This window comes from Ruegeria sp. D4, from assembly GCF_056534475.1.
In genome coordinates, this window is record NZ_JBQFPJ010000007.1 from 34,544 (window position 1) to 51,895 (window position 17,352).

A 17,352-nucleotide genomic window follows, 5' to 3' on the forward strand; every position below is an offset into this window, starting at 1 on the left:
TGCCAATACCGTTCAATGAATCAAGGTCTGGTCTCAGGAAACGGCTTGAACTTTGCAAAGTACGTTTTCTGCGCATCGCAGACCTTCGCGAGAATCCAAGTTTCCTTAGGGAGGCCCTTTGCGGGGTTGAGCAATGCAAAGGGCCATAACCGCGACGACTAAGCCATAAACTGATTGAATTCGTCGCTAATGCAGACAAACGCGCAGCGCAAAACTATGGGCGAACTACGTAAACTTATGGGGTGCGCGAAGTGTTATGCGCAAACCTACACCTAACTAGAAATCCAAGTTCTCAACACTCAGCGCGTTTTTCTGGATGAACTCCCGCCGCGGTTCGACCACGTCGCCCATCAGTTTGGTAAACAGATCATCCGCCTCGACCATATCATCCACCCGCACCTGCAACAGTGTGCGTGCGTCGGGGTCCAGCGTTGTTTCCCAAAGCTGGTCGGGGTTCATTTCACCCAAACCTTTGTACCGTTGCAGCGACAGGCCCTTTTCGCCTTCTTCCAGAATTGCGCGCAGCAGGTCCAGTGGACCGTGAATCGATTGCATACGGTCCCGGCGGATCAGGGTCGCAGGGGTGTTGTAAACCTCTTGCAGGCTTTGCGTGAAGCTGCCCGTCTTGCGCGCCTCACCCGAGCGCAGCATGGGGCCATCCAGCGTGCGCACTTCTTCGACACCGCGCAGGATGCGGGCCAGCCGAATGCCGTGGTCCTGCGTGATCCGGCCCTGCCACCCGCGTTCATATTCAAGCGCGATCAGGTCCAGACGGGCGGCGACCTTGTCGGCCACGCCTTGCAGGTCGGCATCAACCGCGCCCGGCACAAAGGCCCCGGCAACGGCAGCTTGTTCCAGTATATGGCGCGGGTAGTGGGTCGGGAACGCATCCAGTACACGTTTCAACTGCCGTGCTTCATCGACCACGCGGGTCAGATCCTGGCCGGTGATTTCTTCCCCCGAACCGAGTTTCAGCACCGCGCCCTCAACCCCTTGATTGATCAGATAATCGTCCAGCGCGGCCTGATCCTTCAGGTAAACTTCTGACTTACCACGCGAAACCTTGTATAGCGGCGGCTGCGCGATATAGAGATACCCGCCCTCGATCAGCTCCGGCATCTGCCGATAGAAGAAGGTCAGCAGCAGGGTTCGGATATGCGCGCCGTCCACGTCGGCATCGGTCATGATGACGATCTTGTGGTAGCGCAGCTTTTCGATATTGAACTCATCCCGACCAATGCCGGTACCCAGGGCCATGACGAGGTTGCCGATTTCCTGAGAAGACAGCATCCGGTCGAACCGGGCACGCTCGACGTTCAGGATCTTCCCACGCAAGGGCAGAACGGCCTGAGTCAGACGATCCCGGCCCGTCTGCGCAGAACCGCCAGCCGAGTCCCCCTCGACGAGGAAGACTTCGGTCTTGGACGGATCTTTCTCGGAGCAATCCTTTAGCTTGCCCGCCAGATAGTTCACGTCCATCGCCGTCTTGCGACGGGTCAGTTCGCGGGCCTTGCGAGCAGCCTCGCGCGCCAGAGCAGCCTCGATGATCTTGCCTACGATGGTCTTGGCCTCGTTCGGGTTTTCTTCGAACCACTCGGCCAGCTTTTCGTTCATCAGACTTTCGACCGCCGGGCGTACTTCGGAGCTGACCAGCTTGTCCTTGGTCTGGGACGAGAACTTCGGATCGGGGACTTTCACCGACAACACACAGGTCAGGCCTTCGCGCGCGTCGTCGCCGGTAAAGCTGACCTTTTCCTTCTTGGCGATTCCGCTGGACTGCGCGTAGTTGTTGATCGTCCGGGTCAGCGCGCCCCGGAATCCGGCCACATGTGTCCCGCCATCGCGCTGCGGGATGTTGTTGGTGAAGGGCAGAACCGTCTCGTGGTAACTGTCATTCCACCACATTGCGATTTCGACACCGATATCATCGCGCTCGCCCTTGATATAGATTGGCTCGGGCATCGCAGCAGTTTTCGAACGGTCCAGGTATTTGACGAATTCTTTTACGCCGCCCTCATAGAACAGTTCGGTCTCAAGCCGCTCCGCCGGACGTTCGTCGATCAGGATGATCCGCACGCCCGAGTTCAGGAAGGCCAGTTCGCGCAGGCGCTTTTCCAGCGTCTCGAAGGAATACTCCAGGTTCGAAAACGTATTGGTCGAAGCCAGGAACCGCACCTCTGTCCCGGTGCGGCCACCACACTCGGCCACGACCTTCAGATGCTCGGATGTCTCGCCCCCTTCAAACCGGGCAACATGTTCTTTTCCGTTGCGCCAGACCCGCAGCTCCAGCCAGTCCGACAACGCGTTCACCACCGATACGCCCACGCCGTGCAGACCGCCCGACACCTTGTACGAGTTGCTGTCGAACTTACCGCCCGCGTGCAACTGGGTCATGATGACCTCGGCGGCAGACACGCCTTCTTCGGGGTGGATATCGACCGGAATCCCGCGCCCGTTATCGCTGACCGAAACGCTGGAATCGGCGTGAATTTTTACGGTCACATGGTCGGCATGACCGGCCAGAGCTTCGTCAATTCCATTATCGACAACTTCGTACACCATGTGGTGCAGACCCGAGCCATCATCGGTATCACCGATATACATGCCAGGGCGCTTGCGGACGGCCTCTAAGCCCTTGAGAACCTTAATAGAATCCGCGCCGTATTCTTGTGATGCCTGTGCGTCTTCGGACATGCCGTTAGTACCTATATTATTTTGGTAACTTATACGTTTTCTGGTGGGGAATGTCACGCGATCCCCCCACATTTTGTGGCGGAACTTGGTTTTTTCAGCAGATCAAAGCCGGTCGATATCCGCCGCGATTTCCGCCGCGATTTCCAGGGCATTCACATCGCTGCGCTCGGCCGACAAACGCAGCCCCAACAGGTCGGATTGATACCGCGCCGCAAGACGGTCCGGATCACTATCCGCGCCGATTTCTCCGGCCTCCTGCGCGCGGCGAAACAGCGTTGCAAAACACACTTTCATATCCGCCATATGACGGCTCGCCTTTTCGGCCAGTTCGTGATCCTTCGACTGCAACTCGGCGTAGGTTTTGGCCAACATGCAGGCCCTTGCAGGCATCTGGGCAGAATCGATCACGATCCGTGGCTGCGCCTTCAATGCTTCAAGCGGCCCTAATTCCTCGGCCAGCGCCATAAGGCGCGCCACACCATCCTGCGCGTACCGTTCCAACGTCAGCGCATAAAGCGCATCCTTGGACCCAAATGCCGCATAAAAACTGCCCGGTTTGAGGCCCAACTCGCGTTCCAGATCCTTCAGCGACGTCCCGGCCCAGCCCTGACGCCAAAAAATATCCCTGGCCTTCGCGATCAGAGCGTCTCGGTCATATGCGGGTTTGCGGGGCATCTTCTTCACCTATTCTTGAACGCTCGCTCAAATATATACTTGAGTGATCACTCAAGAAAGACTATTTCGGACTCAGTCGCCAGAAAACAGGAGTTCCGACATGGCCAACTTCCCCTCCCACGACCTCGAATCCGCACCAGAAGGATCCAAACCGCTTCTCGAGAAATCCCAGGCCGCGTTTGGCCGCTTGCCCGGCCTGCACAAGGTGATGGCTGAAAGCCCCCAGCATCTGGAAGGTTATCAGGTCCTGCACGGCCTGTTCATGCAGACCGATTTCGACAATGACGAGAAAACCGTCGTCTGGCAGACCATCAATGTTGAAAATGAGTGCCACTACTGTGTGCCCGCTCATACCGGCATCGCGAAGATGATGAAGGTTTCGGATGAGATCACCGAAGCGCTTCGCAACGAAACCCCGCTGCCCAATGCCAAACTCGAAGCACTGCGCACCTTTACCCTGCAAATGATGCAAACCCGCGGCAACGTCACCGAGGCGCAATTGCAAACCTTCTTTGATGCTGGCTACTCACACCGTGCTGTTCTGGACGTGGTACTGGGTCTGGCTCAGAAGACCATGTCGAACTACGTCAATCACATGGCTAAAACACCTGTGGATGAAGTCATGCGCAGCTTCCTTTGGGAACGCAAGGTCAGCGAACCCGCCTAAGGCGTCACGACCGAGCCTTCGTCGCCTTCCGTGACAACCAGCGTCTGGGCCCTCTCACCCAATTCCGCAAACAACTCAGGCCCGGTGCCCGTCATCCAGGCCTGAGCACCAAGCGCGCAGATCTCATCATAAAGCGCGGCCCGTCGGGTGGCATCCAGATGGGCGGCAACTTCATCCAGCAACACGATCGGCGGCGCACCCACCATCCCGGCCAAAGCCCGCGCGTTGGACAGGATCAGCGAAACCAAAAGCGCCTTCTGCTCGCCGGTTGAACAATCCCTGGCAGGCACGCCCTTGGCCGCATACGCCCCATACAGATCCGACCGATGCGGCCCAACCAAAGTCCGCCCCGCCGCCAAATCGCGAAAGCGGCTTTCATTCAATGCGTAACGCAAGTCTTCCGCCGTCCCGGGCATCGTCCCTTCGGTCTGCACCAGCTCCAATTCAGCAGACGGAAATGCCGTTTCTGCCTGATCCTGCGCTGCCCGCAGATGGTCCAGCGCCGATAACCGGGCCACATTTATCCGGTGCCCCATCTCCGCCATCTGACCTTCCAGGGCGGCATACCAATGGGCATCCCTCGCCTGCTCCTTCAGCAAGCGATTCCGTTCCCGCATGGATTTTTCGTAGATCAACGATGCCTCGGCATGGCTTGGGTCGAAACTCAGCGCGATCCGGTCCAAGAACCGGCGCCGCCCTTCGGCGCCCTCGATCCACAACCGATCCATCGACGGAATCAGCCAGACCACCCGCGCCAGCTTGCCCAGATCGATCTGACTGGCGGCCTTGTCGTCAATCCGAACCTGCCGCGCCGCACCACCTTCCGACCAGGTCTCAATCTCGTATCGCTGTCCCTGCGCCTGCAACAGCCCGGACAGCTTCCAGCCCAGCGCCTCGGGTCGCCGCGTCATCTCTGCCGCGCTCGCCCGTCGCATTCCACGACCCGGCGAAAACAGTGAAACCGCTTCTAGGATATTGGTCTTGCCGGCCCCGTTCGGTCCATGGATCGCCACGGGCCGCCCATCCAAAGACAAACGCGCCAGTTTGTGGGACCGGAAATGCGAGACCGTAAGTTCGGTCAGGGCCAAAGCCACGACCCCTCCCTTCATTTTTTCAAAATACTCCCGCCGGAGGCATCGCGCGCCAGCGCGATCAGACACGCATCGGCATGACAACGTAGACCGCGCTCTGGTCATTGCCTTCACGCATCAGCGTCGGGTCTCCAGCCGAATTGAACATGAACACCGCATTCTCGCGATCCACCTGAGAAGCGATCTCCAGCAGGTACTTCGCGTTGAACCCGATCTCCAGCCGCTCGTCGCCATAGGCTACGGCCAGTTCTTCCTCGGCCGCACCGCTATCCGGCGCGTTCACCGACAGGACCAGCTTGTCCGCATCCAGCTGCAGCTTTACCGCCCGCGACCGCTCTGATGAAACGGTTGCAACACGGTCCACGGCCTGCGCGAATTCGGCAGCGTCGACTTCCAACTTGCGAGTGTTCCCCTGCGGAATGACACGGGTGTAGTCGGGGAACGTGCCATCGATCACTTTTGAGGTCAGCGTGATATCCGGCGTTGCGAACCGCACCTTGGTTTCACTGACCGAGACGGCGATATCCATCTCGTCATCGTCCAGCAGCTTGCGCAATTCGCCCACGGTCTTGCGCGGCACGATGACGCCCGGCATACCCGCCGCCCCATCCGGCAGGTCGGCGTCAATGCGCGCCAACCTGTGTCCATCGGTGGCCACGCAGCGCAGAACCTTGCCGCCCTCGGACCCATCCGCCACATGCATGTAAACACCGTTCAGGTAGTACCGGGTTTCTTCAGTCGAAATGGCGAATTTGGACTTGTCGAACAACCGGCGCAGCAACGCTGCGGAGGCTGTGAAATTCGACTGGTACTCCGAAGAAGCCATCACCGGAAAATCTTCTTTCGGCAATGTCGCCAGCGAGAAGTTGGATCTCCCGGCCTCAACCGTCAGGCGACCCGCAGCACTGTCAGCCGTCAGCGTGACCAGCGCGCCGTCGGGCAGCTTGCGCACGATCTCGTGCAGGGTCGTTGCCGCCACCGTGGTCGCCCCGGCTTTTTCAACCTGCGCAGGGGCCTTGTCCACCACTTCGATATCCAGATCGGTGGCGCGGAACTGCACTTGGTTGCCTTCAGCCTCGATCAGTACATTGGCCAGGATCGGAATTGTGTTGCGGCGTTCCACAACGGATTGGGCCTGCGAAACGGCCTTGAGAAGGGTGCCGCGTTCGATGCTGATCTTCATACCCTCAATTCCTCTGACTTGCGTGCCGACATGGGCGGGACTGGCACGTTAGCGGTTCCACCCTGAGGCACAAGGATTTTTTATGGTTTTCTGGGTCGGATTGCCCAACACGTCAAGGGCCGCGTGGTTTCCAAAGCACAGTTCCAGGCCAGGCGTGGACAATAGCGCACATGATTACGCCCCGGACCTGGTGAACCGGGGCGTTGATGAAGGGCTTGGGTTGAAATCAGGCTTCCAGAGACCGCCGCAGCATTTCAACGTCTTCCGCGATCTGACCGTCGGTCAGCTTCAACTCTTCGATCCGCTTGACGCCATGCATGACCGTGGTGTGGTCACGCCCGCCAAAGCGGCGGCCGATCTCGGGCAACGAGCGGCTGGTCAGCTGCTTGCACAGATACATCGCAACCTGACGCGGACGCGCGTATGAACGCAGGCGCTTCGGACCGATGATGTCGGACAGGCGGATGTTGTAGTAGTCCGAGACTTTCCTCTGAATCTCTTCAACGGTGATCTTACGCTCGGACGCGCGCAGGACGTCGGCCAGACAATCCTGAGTCAGTTCCATATCGATCTCGCGCCCAACCAGCGAGGCAAACGCAAAGAGACGCGTCAAAGCCCCTTCAAGCACGCGCACATTGGTTGAGATGCGGTGTGCGAGGAATTCCAGAACCCCGTCCGCGATGGTCAGATCCGGATATGTGCTGCTGTACTGCTGAACCTTGTTCTGCAGGATGCCAAGGCGCAATTCGTAGTCGGTGGGGTGCAGGTCCACCACCAATCCGCATTGCAGGCGCGACTTCACTCGATCCTCCAGATCCTTGATTTCACCCGGGGCGCGGTCGGCCGAGATGATGATCTGCTTATTCTGATCCACCAAGGCGTTGAAAGTGTGAAAGAACTCTTCCTGAGTTGAATCCTTGCCCGCGATGAACTGGACATCATCGACCATCAGAACATCAACCGACCGGAAAAGATGTTTGAAATCCATCATCCGGCGCTCGCGCAGAGCCTGTACAAAGCGGTACATGAACTGTTCGGCCGACAGATAGAGCACATTCAACTCAGGGCGCTTGGTTTTTAGCTCCCAGGCGATAGCGTGCATCAGGTGCGTTTTACCCAGCCCGACACCGCCATAAAGGACCAGCGGATTGAAAGTAACCGACCCGCCTTCTGCAACCCGGCGCGCCGCAGCATGGGCCAGTTCGTTGGGCTTGCCGACCACAAAGCTGTCAAACGTGAAGCGGGCATCCAACGGTGCCGCCTGCAGCGAATCCAGGGCACCATTGCCATCATCCTGATAAGATGGTTCGACCCTTTTGGGTTCCGCCACTTCCCGCGCTGCCGTTACGGGTTCCACTGCCGGCCGCGCGGGCGAGTTGGCCGCGACGCGAAAGGCCAGACGCTCTACCGGTTCACCGGAGGTGTTCAGTTCATAGAGAATGAGATCCGCAAAATTCTGACTCACATAGTTGCCCATGAAATTCGTCGGCACCGAAAACACCGCTACACCGTCCTCCAACTCCTGAAATTCAAGAGGTTCGATCCAGGTGGTGTAGTTGTTCCGGCCAACAACCTTCAGCAACTTGTTACGCAGCAGTCCCCATTTCTCTTGTGTCATTCAGCGCCTCACGCATCCCATTCTTTATAGGCCTTCAGGCCTTTTTGAATTTGTCCGGATCACCCGGTCTTCTGGGCGTTCACTCACGCAAAAGGCACCCTTGCGCCGAACCAAATAGAACGGCGGTAAGATTTTCTTTTTCTGCGCATCGCTGATACTGCTACGCTCCAACAGCCGGAGCGCGCCCGAAAACCAGGTTACGCATCACCTTCCAATTTTAGACAGGACCGAGCACCTCGGTTTCCCGAGACCCGAAGCAGATCGCCAAACCGGCCAGACCGGTCGCCGACATTCATCCATGGATCTTCCTGATGCCCGTCAGTCCGATCGCCAGGACAGCCTGTCCCCCCAAGCGAGTGAATCGCTGGAACAGTGGTAACAAGACCGAACGGCCGGCGGCAATGAATCTCTGATATTGACTCAGGAATCCGGCGGAAAGAATCTCTCGGTTTTGTGAAGGCGCGATATATCGGCAACAGCAAAAAGGCGCCGCACATTGCGACGCCTTCTGAAATGGATCAGCCTTGTTTACCTGACGCTAGGTCAGGCACCGGCGTCAGCCCAGTGCTTTTACGCGCGACGACAGGCGCGACATCTTGCGGGCGGCAGTGTTCTTGTGGAAGACACCTTTGGTGACACCGCGCATCAGTTCGGGCTGGGCTGCGCGCAGGGCTGCGGTTGCCGCGTCCTTGTCGCCGGATGCGATTGCTTCTTCAACTTTGCGCAGATAGGTGCGGATGCGCGAACGGCGTGCTTTGTTTACAGCGAAACGCTTTTCGTTCTGACGTGCGCGTTTCTTTGCCTGAGGCGAGTTAGCCATGTGTTTCTGACCTTTGTTCGGTACGGTTATCTAGGGTTGCGCGCCACGGAAACATCCGCACCGGATCAGAAATCACGAGTGTGAGTCGGGCCGAGCGGGCCGCACGCGCATGTATAGCGGCGCTTACTATCCAAGTTGGCGAGGTTTGCCAAGCCGATTCTTTTAATGCGCAAGGCAGGTATGAAAAAGGCGGGCAAAGGCCCGCCTGTTCCGATCTGGTCAGGGCACCGCTTACTTGTCGCGGAACTGCGCCGCGCGTTTTTCAAGAAACGCGGCCATGCCCTCTTTCTGGTCTTCTGTCGCAAACATCGAGTGGAACACGCGCCGTTCAAACAGCATTCCCTCGCTCAGTGGCAACTCATAGCTGCGGTTCACGGCCTCTTTTGCCGCCATCGCCGTCAGTTGCGATTTCTCTGCGATCTTCTGCGCGGCCCCTATCGCCTCTTCGATCAGCTTTTTTGCCGGAACAACACGGCTGACCAGCCCCGAACGCTCGGCCTCTTCCGCATCCATGAAGCGCCCGGTCAGGTTCATGTCCATCGATTTGGACTTGCCGACAAAGCGGGTCAGGCGTTGCGTGCCGCCGATACCGGCGATGACACCCAAATTGATCTCGGGCTGGCCGAACTTGGCAGTATCAGCGGCAATGATGAAATCGCACAGCATCGCCAGTTCACAGCCGCCACCCAACGCATATCCTGCCACCGCAGCAATGATCGGTTTACGAATAGCCGAGACGCGATCATTCGCGTCGCCAAACAGGTTCTGACTGTAGACATCGACAAAGCTCATCTCGGACATCTCTTTGATATCCGCGCCCGCGGCAAAGGCCTTTTCCGAGCCGGTGATGACGATGCAGCGCACCTTGTCGTTTTCATCTGCCTCTTCCAGCGCGGTGTACAGCTCACCCATCAACTGGGTGTTCAGCGCGTTCATCGCGTCCGGTCTGTTGAGCTTGATAAGGGCAACGTGGTCTTCGATTTCGACGATGATCGTCTCAAAAGCCATGGGATGTAAGCTTCCGGTTGTTCCGTTCAAGTACGATTCCTTACCACGCGAAAAACTTGGATCAAGCTATCTTTGGCATTGCGCACAATAGAAGGATGAGCGACCGGACTGGGTGATTCTCCTGATCACGGCGTCACAACCTTCGGTCCGGCAGGGCTCGCCCTCTCGGCCATAGACATCAAAGTTGTGCTGAAAATATCCAAGTTCTCCATCAGCTTGGCGGAAATCCCGCAGCGACGATCCACCCGCCTCAATCGCCTCCTGCAGCACCTGCCGGATAACAGGAACCAGCGCCGCGACCCGCGCCGCAGAAATTTGCCTGGCCCTGCGACGTGGCGACACCCCGGTACGATAAAGCGCCTCGCAGACGTAAATATTGCCGAGCCCGGCAACGATTCCCTGATCCAGCAATGCAGATTTGACCGGTGTGTTCTTTCCGCGAAACGCATCGACCAAGTGTTGCTCGTGAAAATCATTGCCCAGGGGTTCCGGCCCCAGAACCGACAGAAGTTTTTGTTCCTCAGCCGTGGCCGTCGGCAGCAGATCCATTGCCCCGAACCGGCGCGGGTCGTTGAAGGTCACCCGCGCGCCATTGGCCATGTGAAACACGACGTGATCGTGTTTTGCCGGCATCGGATGCTCGTGCACGAACTGCCCAAGCGGATCGCCCGAGACGGTCATCCGCCCGGACATGCCCAGATGGATCAAAAGCGTCTCGCCGCTGCCGAGATCGGCCAGAATGTATTTGGACCGCCGCCGCAGCCGGTCAACCCGCTGGCCCGTCAGCCGCTCGGCCATGCGTTCCGGAAACGGCCAGCGCAGATCCGGTCGGTTCACGTCCGCCTTTTCGATCACCACCCCCTCCATCGCAGGGGTCAGGCCGCGTCTTACTGTCTCGACCTCGGGCAATTCCGGCATTACACGGCTCCTAATCCAAAGGGCCGCATTGTGCCCCGGTTCCAGAGCCCTATAACAGAGGCGAAATTCGACAAACGGCAAGGCAAATGTCCGACAACAGCGACAAGACCACACATTTCGGGTTCGAAACCGTGCGCGAGGCTGAAAAAGCCGGGCGAGTACAGGGCGTGTTCAACTCGGTCGCCTCGAAATACGACGTGATGAACGACGTCATGTCGATGGGCATCCACCGTGTCTGGAAAGACGCGATGATGGACTGGCTGGCTCCGCGCCCTGGTCAGCGGCTGTTGGATGTGGCGGGCGGCACGGGCGATATTTCTTTTCGCTTCCTACAACGCGCGGGCCACGGCCACGCCACCGTTCTGGATCTGACCGAACCGATGCTGATCGAAGGCCGCCAGCGCGCCGAAGCCGACCAGATGTCGGACAGCCTCAACTGGGTGGTCGGTGATGCCATGGCACTGCCTTTCGAGGACAACACGTTTGACGTCTACACCATCTCGTTCGGAATCCGGAACGTCACCCGCCCGCAAGAGGCGTTGAACGAAGCGTTCCGTGTTCTCAAACCCGGTGGCCGCCTGATGGTGCTGGAGTTCAGCCAGTTGCCCAATGACGGGCTGCAAAAGCTCTATGATCTCTACAGTTTCAACGTCATCCCGCGCATGGGGAAGCTGATCGCCAATGACTACGACAGCTATCAGTACCTGGTCGAATCGATCCGCAAATTCCCGGATCAGGAAACCTTTTTGAACATGGTCCGCGCAGCGGGATTCGAGAATGCCAAATACCGCAACCTGAGCATGGGCATCGCGGCGCTGCATTCCGGATGGAAGATCTGACCTATGCGCGGCCCTCATAATATCATCCGCCTGATCCGCACAGGCGCCACCTTAGAGCGCACGGGTGCCATGAATGTCGTGCTGGATGCGTTTGAAGCCCCGCGTGCTGTGCGCATCCTGGCGCATACGTTGGGCAAACCCTTCCAATGGCTGGGTTACAAAGGCGATCCCAAGATGCCGCCGGCGACGCGTGCCCTGACCGCACTGGGTCCGGCCTACATCAAGTTTGGCCAGGTGCTGTCGACCCGCCCGGATGTTGTAGGCAACGAACTGGCAAGCCAGCTGCGTGTGTTACAGGACAAACTTCCCCCTTTTTCCCGCGCTGCAGCAATGGCCGAAGTGGAAAGGGAACTGGGGCAGCCGGTGGCCGAAATCTTCAGTGATTTCAGCGATCCGATTGCCGCCGCTTCGATCGCACAGGTTCACAAGGCCAAACTGACCAGCACGGGCGAAGACGTCGCCGTCAAGGTCCTTCGCCCCGGCATCGAACGCGCCTTCAAAAAGGATGTCGACGCTTTCTATTTTGCCGCCCGCATTGTTGATCTCTTTGCCCCCGGCGCGCGCCGGTTGCGCCCGATGGAGGTCATCGAGCATTTCGACGGAATCGTACGCGGCGAACTAGACCTGCGTCTGGAAAGCGCGGCTGCTTCGGAATACGCCGCCAACACCAAAGACGATGCGGGCTTCTGGCTGCCGCCCGTGGTTTGGTCGTTGTCCGCACGCCGGGTGATGACGCTCAGCTGGGCAGATGGAATCCCGCTTGGCGACAACGAGGCTCTGGATGCCGCGGATCATAACCGCAACGATCTGGCCCAGCGGGTCTTGCGCCTGTTTTTGCTGCACGCCCTGCGCGACGGCTACTTTCATGCCGACATGCATCAGGGAAACCTGAAAGTCGCGGCAAACGGCGACATCATTGCCTATGACTATGGCATCATGGGCCATATCGACGAATACACCCGCCGGGTCTATGCCGAGATCCTGTTCGGCTTCATCCGTCGCGACTACAAGCGCGTGGCCGAAGTGCATTTCGAGGCGGGCTATGTCCCCGCCAATCAGGACGTCGACGAGTTCGCCCGGGCCCTACGCGCGGTCGGAGAGCCGATCTTCGGTATGAACGCTACCCATATCTCCATGGGGCGTTTGCTGAGCTACCTGTTCGAAGTAACCGAACGGTTCGGGATGGAAACCCGGACGGAACTGATCCTGCTGCAACGCACCATGGTTGTGGTCGAAGGCGTCGCGCGGTCACTGGACCCCCACATGAACATCTGGGAGGTCGCGCGTCCCGTGGTTGAAGATTACATCAAACAGTCAATCGGCCCGCGCGCTGTTATGCGGGACTTCGGCAAGACAGCAATGGTTCTGGCCCGGTTTGGCCCACGCCTGCCTGGATTGGTTGAAAACGCGCTGATTGCGCAGACCCAGCAGGAAGAAACCAAAGGCAACGGAATCGTGGCGTCACTTCTGACCGCCGCAATCGGCGCCGTTTTCGGTGCGGCGGCGGTGCTTTTGATTACAGTATTGGGTTAACTCCGGCCCGCCTGCTTCATCTGGCCAAAAATATCCTCGGGGGGAATCGCGCCATGGCGCGATGGGGGGCAGACAGCCCCCCTGCCCGATCTCAGATCAAAGGCGCTCGATTGCTATGGCAATCCCCTGGCCGCCCCCTATGCACATGGTGATCAGACCTTTGGAACCACCGGTGCGTTCCAACTCGTAGAGGGCCTTCAAAGTGATGATCGCACCGGTCGCGCCCACCGGGTGGCCCAGAGCGATCGCACCACCGTTGGGGTTAACCTTCGATGCGTCCAGCCCAAGCTCCTGATTGACAGCCAAAGCCTGCGCAGCGAACGCCTCATTGCTTTCAATGACATCAAACTCTTCGGTGGACAGCCCGGTCTTCTTTAGCAGATTCTGAACCGCCGGAACCGGTCCGATCCCCATCACTTCGGGCCGAACCCCGGCATGGGCATATCCCAAAACGCGCGCCCTGGGCTTCAATCCGGCTTTCTCGGCGGCGTCTGCCGTCGCCAGAACCATGGCCGCTGCCCCGTCATTGATACCCGAGGCATTTCCGGCAGTAACACGACCGTCTTTCTTGAACACCGGTCGCAAACCTGACAGCGCCTCAAGCGAGGTTGCTTTCGGGTGCTCATCAATCTTGAAATCGACCATGTCGCGCTTGACCTTGACCTGCACTGGCGCGATCTGGCTTTCGAAATAACCCGCCTCGATCGCTTCCGCCGCGCGGGTCTGGCTGGTCATTGCAAAAGCGTCCATCTGCTCACGGCTGATCTGGTGCTCGTCCGCGACGTTCTCGGCGGTGATACCCATATGCCCGGTTCCGAACGGACAGTTCAGTGCTCCCAGCATCATATCCAGCGAGGTGACATCACCCATCTTTGCGCCCCACCGCGCCTGCGGAATGATATAAGGGCTGCGCGACATGCTTTCGGCGCCGCCTGCAACGGCGAATTCCGCATCGCCCAACATCAGCGACTGCACCGCCGACACGATCGCCTGCGCGCCAGACCCGCACAGCCGGTTCACGTTCATTGCGGGGGTGCCATTTGGAATTCCTGCCTGCATCGCAGCAACCCGCGACAGATACATGTCACGCGGCTCGGTGTTGATCACATGACCGAAAACCACATGCCCGATTTGCGCGCCTTCGACCCCGGACCGCTCCAGCGCCGCCTCGGTCGCAACGGTCGCCAGATCAATCGGCGCGGTCGAGGCCAGAGCCCCGCCAAAGGTGCCAATCGCGGTGCGAGCACCATCGAGAATTACGATGTCGGTCATGGATCACTCCTCCTGAATTTGACCGCAGTATGCACACGCAGAATGATGATGTCGCGCAAGACGTCCCGTCACGGACGGAATTGACAATGCTCCGCTCAGCGCGCATGAAATTCCGTCATGACGGAAAACACAGACGATATCCTGACACGCCTCCCCGCCCGCCTGAAAGAGGCACGCAGGGCCAAGGGCCTGTCCCTCGAAGCGGTCGCCAACTTAAGCGGCGTCTCCCGGTCCATGGTCAGCCAGATCGAACGGGGCGAAAGCAGCCCGACCATCTCGACACTGTGGAACCTGACCCGCGCCCTGCAGGTGGATTTTGCGGGCCTTCTGGAAGACTCCAAAGCCAAGGATCAAATCGAGGTGCTCAAGAAGACCGAAGTGCCAAGTATCGATAACATGGGCGAGCGATGCCGGATTCACATCCTGTCGCCGCCGGAAGAGGCCGGTGGGCACGAAGTTTACGATATTCAGTTCGAAGACGGCGGTGCGTTGAACAGCCAGCCCCATAAGCGGGGCGCACGGGAACAGTTAACCGTTTTGGAGGGCGCCGTCCGGGTCACTTCGGGGAACGCCGTTTCGGACCTGAAGCAAGGCGATACCGCACGGTATGCGGCGGATATTGCGCATTCCATTTCCGCCGATGGCCCGGCACGGGTTTTCCTGATCGTGAAAAACGCCTGACATCAGCAAATTTCCGCCTTCACGGAAATTTTTCCTTCATACTGTAATTCCCCTATTTGGGAAAATTGTCCGCTATGTTAGAAACGCGACTCAGATGAACGGAGGTCGCCATGGCAGATGCATTCCTGTCCCACATCACGGACACCCTTGCGCAGATCGAAGCAGAAGGCCTGTACAAACGCGAACGAATGATCACCTCGCCCCAGGGCGGTGAGATTACGGTGGGCGACAGGCAGGTTATCAACCTGTGTGCGAACAATTACCTGGGTCTGGCCGATCACCCTGCGCTGATCGAGGCTGCCACGAACGCGATGGGACCTAAAGGGTTCGGCATGGCTTCGGTGCGTTTCATCTGTGGTACGCAGGATATTCATCGGGAACTGGAACAGGCGTTGGCGAAGTTCCTGAACAAGGACGATTCCATCCTGTTTGCAGCCTGTTTCGACGCAAATGGCGGACTGTTCGAACCTTTGTTGGGCCCCGAAGACGCCATTATCTCGGACAGTCTGAACCACGCTTCGATCATTGACGGCGTGCGGCTGTGCAAGGCGAAGCGCTATCGCTACATGAACAATGATATGAACGACCTTGAAGCCTGGTTGAAACAGGCGCGCGAGGACGGGGCGCGGCATATCATGATTGCCACGGATGGCGTGTTCTCGATGGACGGCTATCTGGCCAACCTGCCAAAAATTCGCGAACTGGCGGACAAGTATGATGCCATCGTCATGGTAGATGACTGCCACGCCACCGGCTTCATGGGGCCGAACGGTGCCGGAACACCGGATCACTTCGGTGTCGACGTGGACATTCTGACGGGAACTCTGGGCAAGGCACTTGGGGGGGCAATCGGCGGCTATATCGCCGGGCCGCAGCCAGTGATTGACCTGCTGCGGCAGCGGGCGCGGCCCTATCTGTTCTCAAACTCGCTGCCGCCTTCCATCGTCACCGCAGGGCTTGAAGCCATCCGTCTGGTCGAACAGGGCGACATGCTGCGCGCTCAGCTGTTCGGCAATGCGAAATACTGGCGCGCGGGTCTGGAAAAACTGGGATTTGACCTGCTGCCCGGCGAGCACCCGATCATCCCCGTGATGCTGGGAGAAGCGCAGTTGGCGCAGGACATGGCCGCACGACTGTTTGACGAAGGCGTCTATGTTTCGGGCTTCTTCTTTCCCGTCGTGCCACGCGGAAAGGCGCGGATCAGAACGCAGATGAATGCGGCCCTGACCAGGGACGAACTGGACAGCGCATTGGCGGCCTTTGGTAAGGTCGGCAAGGAGTTGGGGGTGATCTGATGCGACCCAACACCATGAAAGCGCTCGAGAAGTCCAGGCCCGAGGAAGGGCTTTGGATGGTGCGGTCTCCGGTGCCGGAAATCGGCCCTGATGAGGTGCTGATCAGGATCAACAAGACCGGTATCTGCGGCACCGATATTCATATCTGGAACTGGGATGAATGGGCCGCGCATACTGTTCCGGTGCCGATGATCACCGGCCACGAATTTGCCGGAGAGATTGTTGAGATCGGGCGTAACGTGACGGGTCTTGAGGTTGGCCAGCGCTGCTCGGGGGAAGGGCATCTGATCGGAACCGACAGCCGCCAGAGCCGCGCAGGAAAGTTTCACCTCGACCCCGGCACGCGCGGCATCGGGGTAAACGAACAGGGGGCGTTTGCCCAATACCTGAAGCTGCCCGCCTTTAACGTTGTGCCCTTGCCAGACGACGTCCCGGATGAAATCGGAGCGATCCTTGATCCGCTCGGCAATGCGGTGCACACGGCGCTCAGCTTTGATTTGCTGGGAGAGGACGTTCTGATTACCGGAGCGGGTCCCATTGGCATCATGGCTGCCGCGGTCGCCCGTCATGCCGGGGCACGGCATGTGGTGATCACCGATATCAACCCGGACCGTTTGAAGCTTGCCGAACATGTCGTGCCCACAGTTCGCGCCGTCGATGTCAGTCGCGAAGACCTGAAAGACGTTATCGCTGCGCTTGGAATGCAACAGGGGTTCGATGTGGGCCTGGAGATGTCAGGCTCACAAGCCGCGCTGGATCAGATGGTCGAAGCGCTGGTGATGGGTGGCAAGATTGCCCTTCTGGGTATCCCGCCCGGCAAATCCCCGGTCGACTGGTCGCGCATCGTGTTCAAGGCGATCACCATCAAAGGCGTCTATGGCCGCGAGATGTTCGAGACTTGGTACAAGATGATAGCCATGCTTCAGAACGGCCTAGATGTCAGCCGGGTCATCACTCATCGGTTCAACGTCGACGATTTCGCCAAAGGGTTTGAGGCCATGAAATCCGGTCAATCCGGCAAAGTGGTGCTGGACTGGACCTGAAATGACAAAACGAAA

The 17,352-nt window shown here is 58.7% G+C and carries 15 protein-coding genes; 6 read left to right on the top strand and 9 right to left on the bottom strand.

The window, feature by feature from the left end:
* Nucleotides 1-276: 276 nt before the first annotated feature.
* On the bottom strand, nt 277-2,694 hold the full coding sequence (gyrB, locus tag ACR0MI_RS11750; RefSeq protein ID WP_170615467.1) for a DNA topoisomerase (ATP-hydrolyzing) subunit B: 2,418 nt from the start codon (nt 2,692-2,694) through the stop codon (nt 277-279).
* Nucleotides 2,695-2,796: 102 nt separating this feature from the next.
* Nucleotides 2,797-3,369, bottom strand: coding sequence for a TetR/AcrR family transcriptional regulator (locus ACR0MI_RS11755; RefSeq protein WP_170615469.1), 573 nt, complete (start codon nt 3,367-3,369; stop codon nt 2,797-2,799).
* Between the two features lie 100 nt (nt 3,370-3,469).
* On the opposite strand from ACR0MI_RS11755, the gene ACR0MI_RS11760 reads away from it, so the two are divergent.
* A complete protein-coding gene (locus ACR0MI_RS11760) occupies nt 3,470-4,036 on the top strand; it encodes a carboxymuconolactone decarboxylase family protein (RefSeq protein ID WP_170615471.1) in 567 nt (188 codons plus the stop codon).
* Here ACR0MI_RS11760 and recF read toward each other — a convergent pair.
* The 6 genes from recF to mutM all read right to left on the bottom strand — a co-directional run bounded on the left by recF (nt 4,033) and on the right by mutM (nt 10,674).
* A complete protein-coding gene (gene recF / locus ACR0MI_RS11765; protein ID WP_170615473.1) occupies nt 4,033-5,145 on the bottom strand; it encodes a DNA replication/repair protein RecF in 1,113 nt (370 codons plus the stop codon). The two genes, ACR0MI_RS11760 and recF, sit on opposite strands and share 4 nt — an antisense overlap.
* Nucleotides 5,146-5,188: 43 nt before the next feature.
* A complete protein-coding gene (gene dnaN / locus ACR0MI_RS11770; protein ID WP_170615475.1) occupies nt 5,189-6,310 on the bottom strand; it encodes a DNA polymerase III subunit beta in 1,122 nt (373 codons plus the stop codon).
* A gap of 226 nt (nt 6,311-6,536) precedes the next feature.
* On the bottom strand, nt 6,537-7,928 hold the full coding sequence (gene dnaA / locus ACR0MI_RS11775) for a chromosomal replication initiator protein DnaA (protein WP_170615477.1): 1,392 nt from the start codon (nt 7,926-7,928) through the stop codon (nt 6,537-6,539).
* A 556-nt stretch (nt 7,929-8,484) separates the two neighbouring features.
* Nucleotides 8,485-8,748 carry a 30S ribosomal protein S20 gene (rpsT, locus tag ACR0MI_RS11780; RefSeq protein WP_170575014.1) on the bottom strand — a complete coding sequence of 88 codons (264 nt, stop codon included), beginning with the start codon at nt 8,746-8,748 and terminating at the stop codon, nt 8,485-8,487.
* A gap of 231 nt (nt 8,749-8,979) precedes the next feature.
* Nucleotides 8,980-9,756 (bottom strand): enoyl-CoA hydratase, encoded by a 777-nt coding sequence (locus ACR0MI_RS11785; protein ID WP_170615479.1) that lies wholly within the window; start codon nt 9,754-9,756, stop codon nt 8,980-8,982.
* A gap of 66 nt (nt 9,757-9,822) precedes the next feature.
* Nucleotides 9,823-10,674 carry a bifunctional DNA-formamidopyrimidine glycosylase/DNA-(apurinic or apyrimidinic site) lyase gene (gene mutM, locus ACR0MI_RS11790; protein WP_170615481.1) on the bottom strand — a complete coding sequence of 284 codons (852 nt, stop codon included), beginning with the start codon at nt 10,672-10,674 and terminating at the stop codon, nt 9,823-9,825.
* 86 nt (nt 10,675-10,760) lie between these two features.
* Here mutM and ubiE point away from each other — a divergent pair, with 86 nt between their 5' ends.
* Together ubiE and ubiB are read left to right on the top strand one after the other, a co-directional pair.
* Entirely contained in the window at nt 10,761-11,513 is a 753-nt protein-coding gene (gene ubiE / locus ACR0MI_RS11795) for a bifunctional demethylmenaquinone methyltransferase/2-methoxy-6-polyprenyl-1,4-benzoquinol methylase UbiE (RefSeq protein ID WP_170615483.1), read from the top strand.
* A 3-nt stretch (nt 11,514-11,516) separates the two neighbouring features.
* A complete protein-coding gene (gene ubiB, locus ACR0MI_RS11800) occupies nt 11,517-13,046 on the top strand; it encodes a 2-polyprenylphenol 6-hydroxylase (RefSeq protein ID WP_480854434.1) in 1,530 nt (509 codons plus the stop codon).
* Between the two features lie 96 nt (nt 13,047-13,142).
* Here the strand turns inward: ubiB and ACR0MI_RS11805 are convergent, their stop codons facing one another.
* Nucleotides 13,143-14,318: an acetyl-CoA C-acyltransferase family protein gene (locus ACR0MI_RS11805; protein ID WP_170615487.1), complete on the bottom strand. Its 1,176-nt coding sequence runs from the start codon at nt 14,316-14,318 to the stop codon at nt 13,143-13,145.
* A gap of 117 nt (nt 14,319-14,435) precedes the next feature.
* Here ACR0MI_RS11805 and ACR0MI_RS11810 point away from each other — a divergent pair, with 117 nt between their 5' ends.
* From ACR0MI_RS11810 to tdh, 3 genes are all read left to right on the top strand, one after another.
* On the top strand, nt 14,436-14,999 hold the full coding sequence (locus tag ACR0MI_RS11810; protein ID WP_170615489.1) for a helix-turn-helix domain-containing protein: 564 nt from the start codon (nt 14,436-14,438) through the stop codon (nt 14,997-14,999).
* 110 nt (nt 15,000-15,109) lie between these two features.
* Nucleotides 15,110-16,294, top strand: coding sequence for a glycine C-acetyltransferase (locus ACR0MI_RS11815; RefSeq protein ID WP_170615491.1), 1,185 nt, complete (start codon nt 15,110-15,112; stop codon nt 16,292-16,294).
* Between the two features lie 14 nt (nt 16,295-16,308).
* Nucleotides 16,309-17,337, top strand: coding sequence for an L-threonine 3-dehydrogenase (gene tdh / locus ACR0MI_RS11820; protein ID WP_170817158.1), 1,029 nt, complete (start codon nt 16,309-16,311; stop codon nt 17,335-17,337).
* Nucleotides 17,338-17,352: the final 15 nt, after the last annotated feature.

What these genes read in the sequence shown, in the direction of transcription:
- tdh (WP_170817158.1), top strand. Translation starts at nt 16,309, where the DNA reads ATGAAAGCGCTCGAGAAGTCCAGGCCCGAGGAAGGGCTTTGGATGGTG.
- ubiB (WP_480854434.1), top strand. Translation starts at nt 11,517, where the DNA reads ATGCGCGGCCCTCATAATATCATCCGCCTGATCCGCACAGGCGCCACC.
- mutM (WP_170615481.1), bottom strand. Translation starts at nt 10,674, where the DNA reads ATGCCGGAATTGCCCGAGGTCGAGACAGTAAGACGCGGCCTGACCCCT.
- ACR0MI_RS11810 (WP_170615489.1), top strand. Translation starts at nt 14,436, where the DNA reads ATGACGGAAAACACAGACGATATCCTGACACGCCTCCCCGCCCGCCTG.
- gyrB (WP_170615467.1), bottom strand. Translation starts at nt 2,694, where the DNA reads ATGTCCGAAGACGCACAGGCATCACAAGAATACGGCGCGGATTCTATT.
- ACR0MI_RS11785 (WP_170615479.1), bottom strand. Translation starts at nt 9,756, where the DNA reads ATGGCTTTTGAGACGATCATCGTCGAAATCGAAGACCACGTTGCCCTT.
- ACR0MI_RS11805 (WP_170615487.1), bottom strand. Translation starts at nt 14,318, where the DNA reads ATGACCGACATCGTAATTCTCGATGGTGCTCGCACCGCGATTGGCACC.
- dnaA (WP_170615477.1), bottom strand. Translation starts at nt 7,928, where the DNA reads ATGACACAAGAGAAATGGGGACTGCTGCGTAACAAGTTGCTGAAGGTT.
- ACR0MI_RS11760 (WP_170615471.1), top strand. Translation starts at nt 3,470, where the DNA reads ATGGCCAACTTCCCCTCCCACGACCTCGAATCCGCACCAGAAGGATCC.
- ACR0MI_RS11755 (WP_170615469.1), bottom strand. Translation starts at nt 3,369, where the DNA reads ATGCCCCGCAAACCCGCATATGACCGAGACGCTCTGATCGCGAAGGCC.
- dnaN (WP_170615475.1), bottom strand. Translation starts at nt 6,310, where the DNA reads ATGAAGATCAGCATCGAACGCGGCACCCTTCTCAAGGCCGTTTCGCAG.
- ACR0MI_RS11815 (WP_170615491.1), top strand. Translation starts at nt 15,110, where the DNA reads ATGGCAGATGCATTCCTGTCCCACATCACGGACACCCTTGCGCAGATC.
- rpsT (WP_170575014.1), bottom strand. Translation starts at nt 8,748, where the DNA reads ATGGCTAACTCGCCTCAGGCAAAGAAACGCGCACGTCAGAACGAAAAG.
- recF (WP_170615473.1), bottom strand. Translation starts at nt 5,145, where the DNA reads ATGAAGGGAGGGGTCGTGGCTTTGGCCCTGACCGAACTTACGGTCTCG.
- ubiE (WP_170615483.1), top strand. Translation starts at nt 10,761, where the DNA reads ATGTCCGACAACAGCGACAAGACCACACATTTCGGGTTCGAAACCGTG.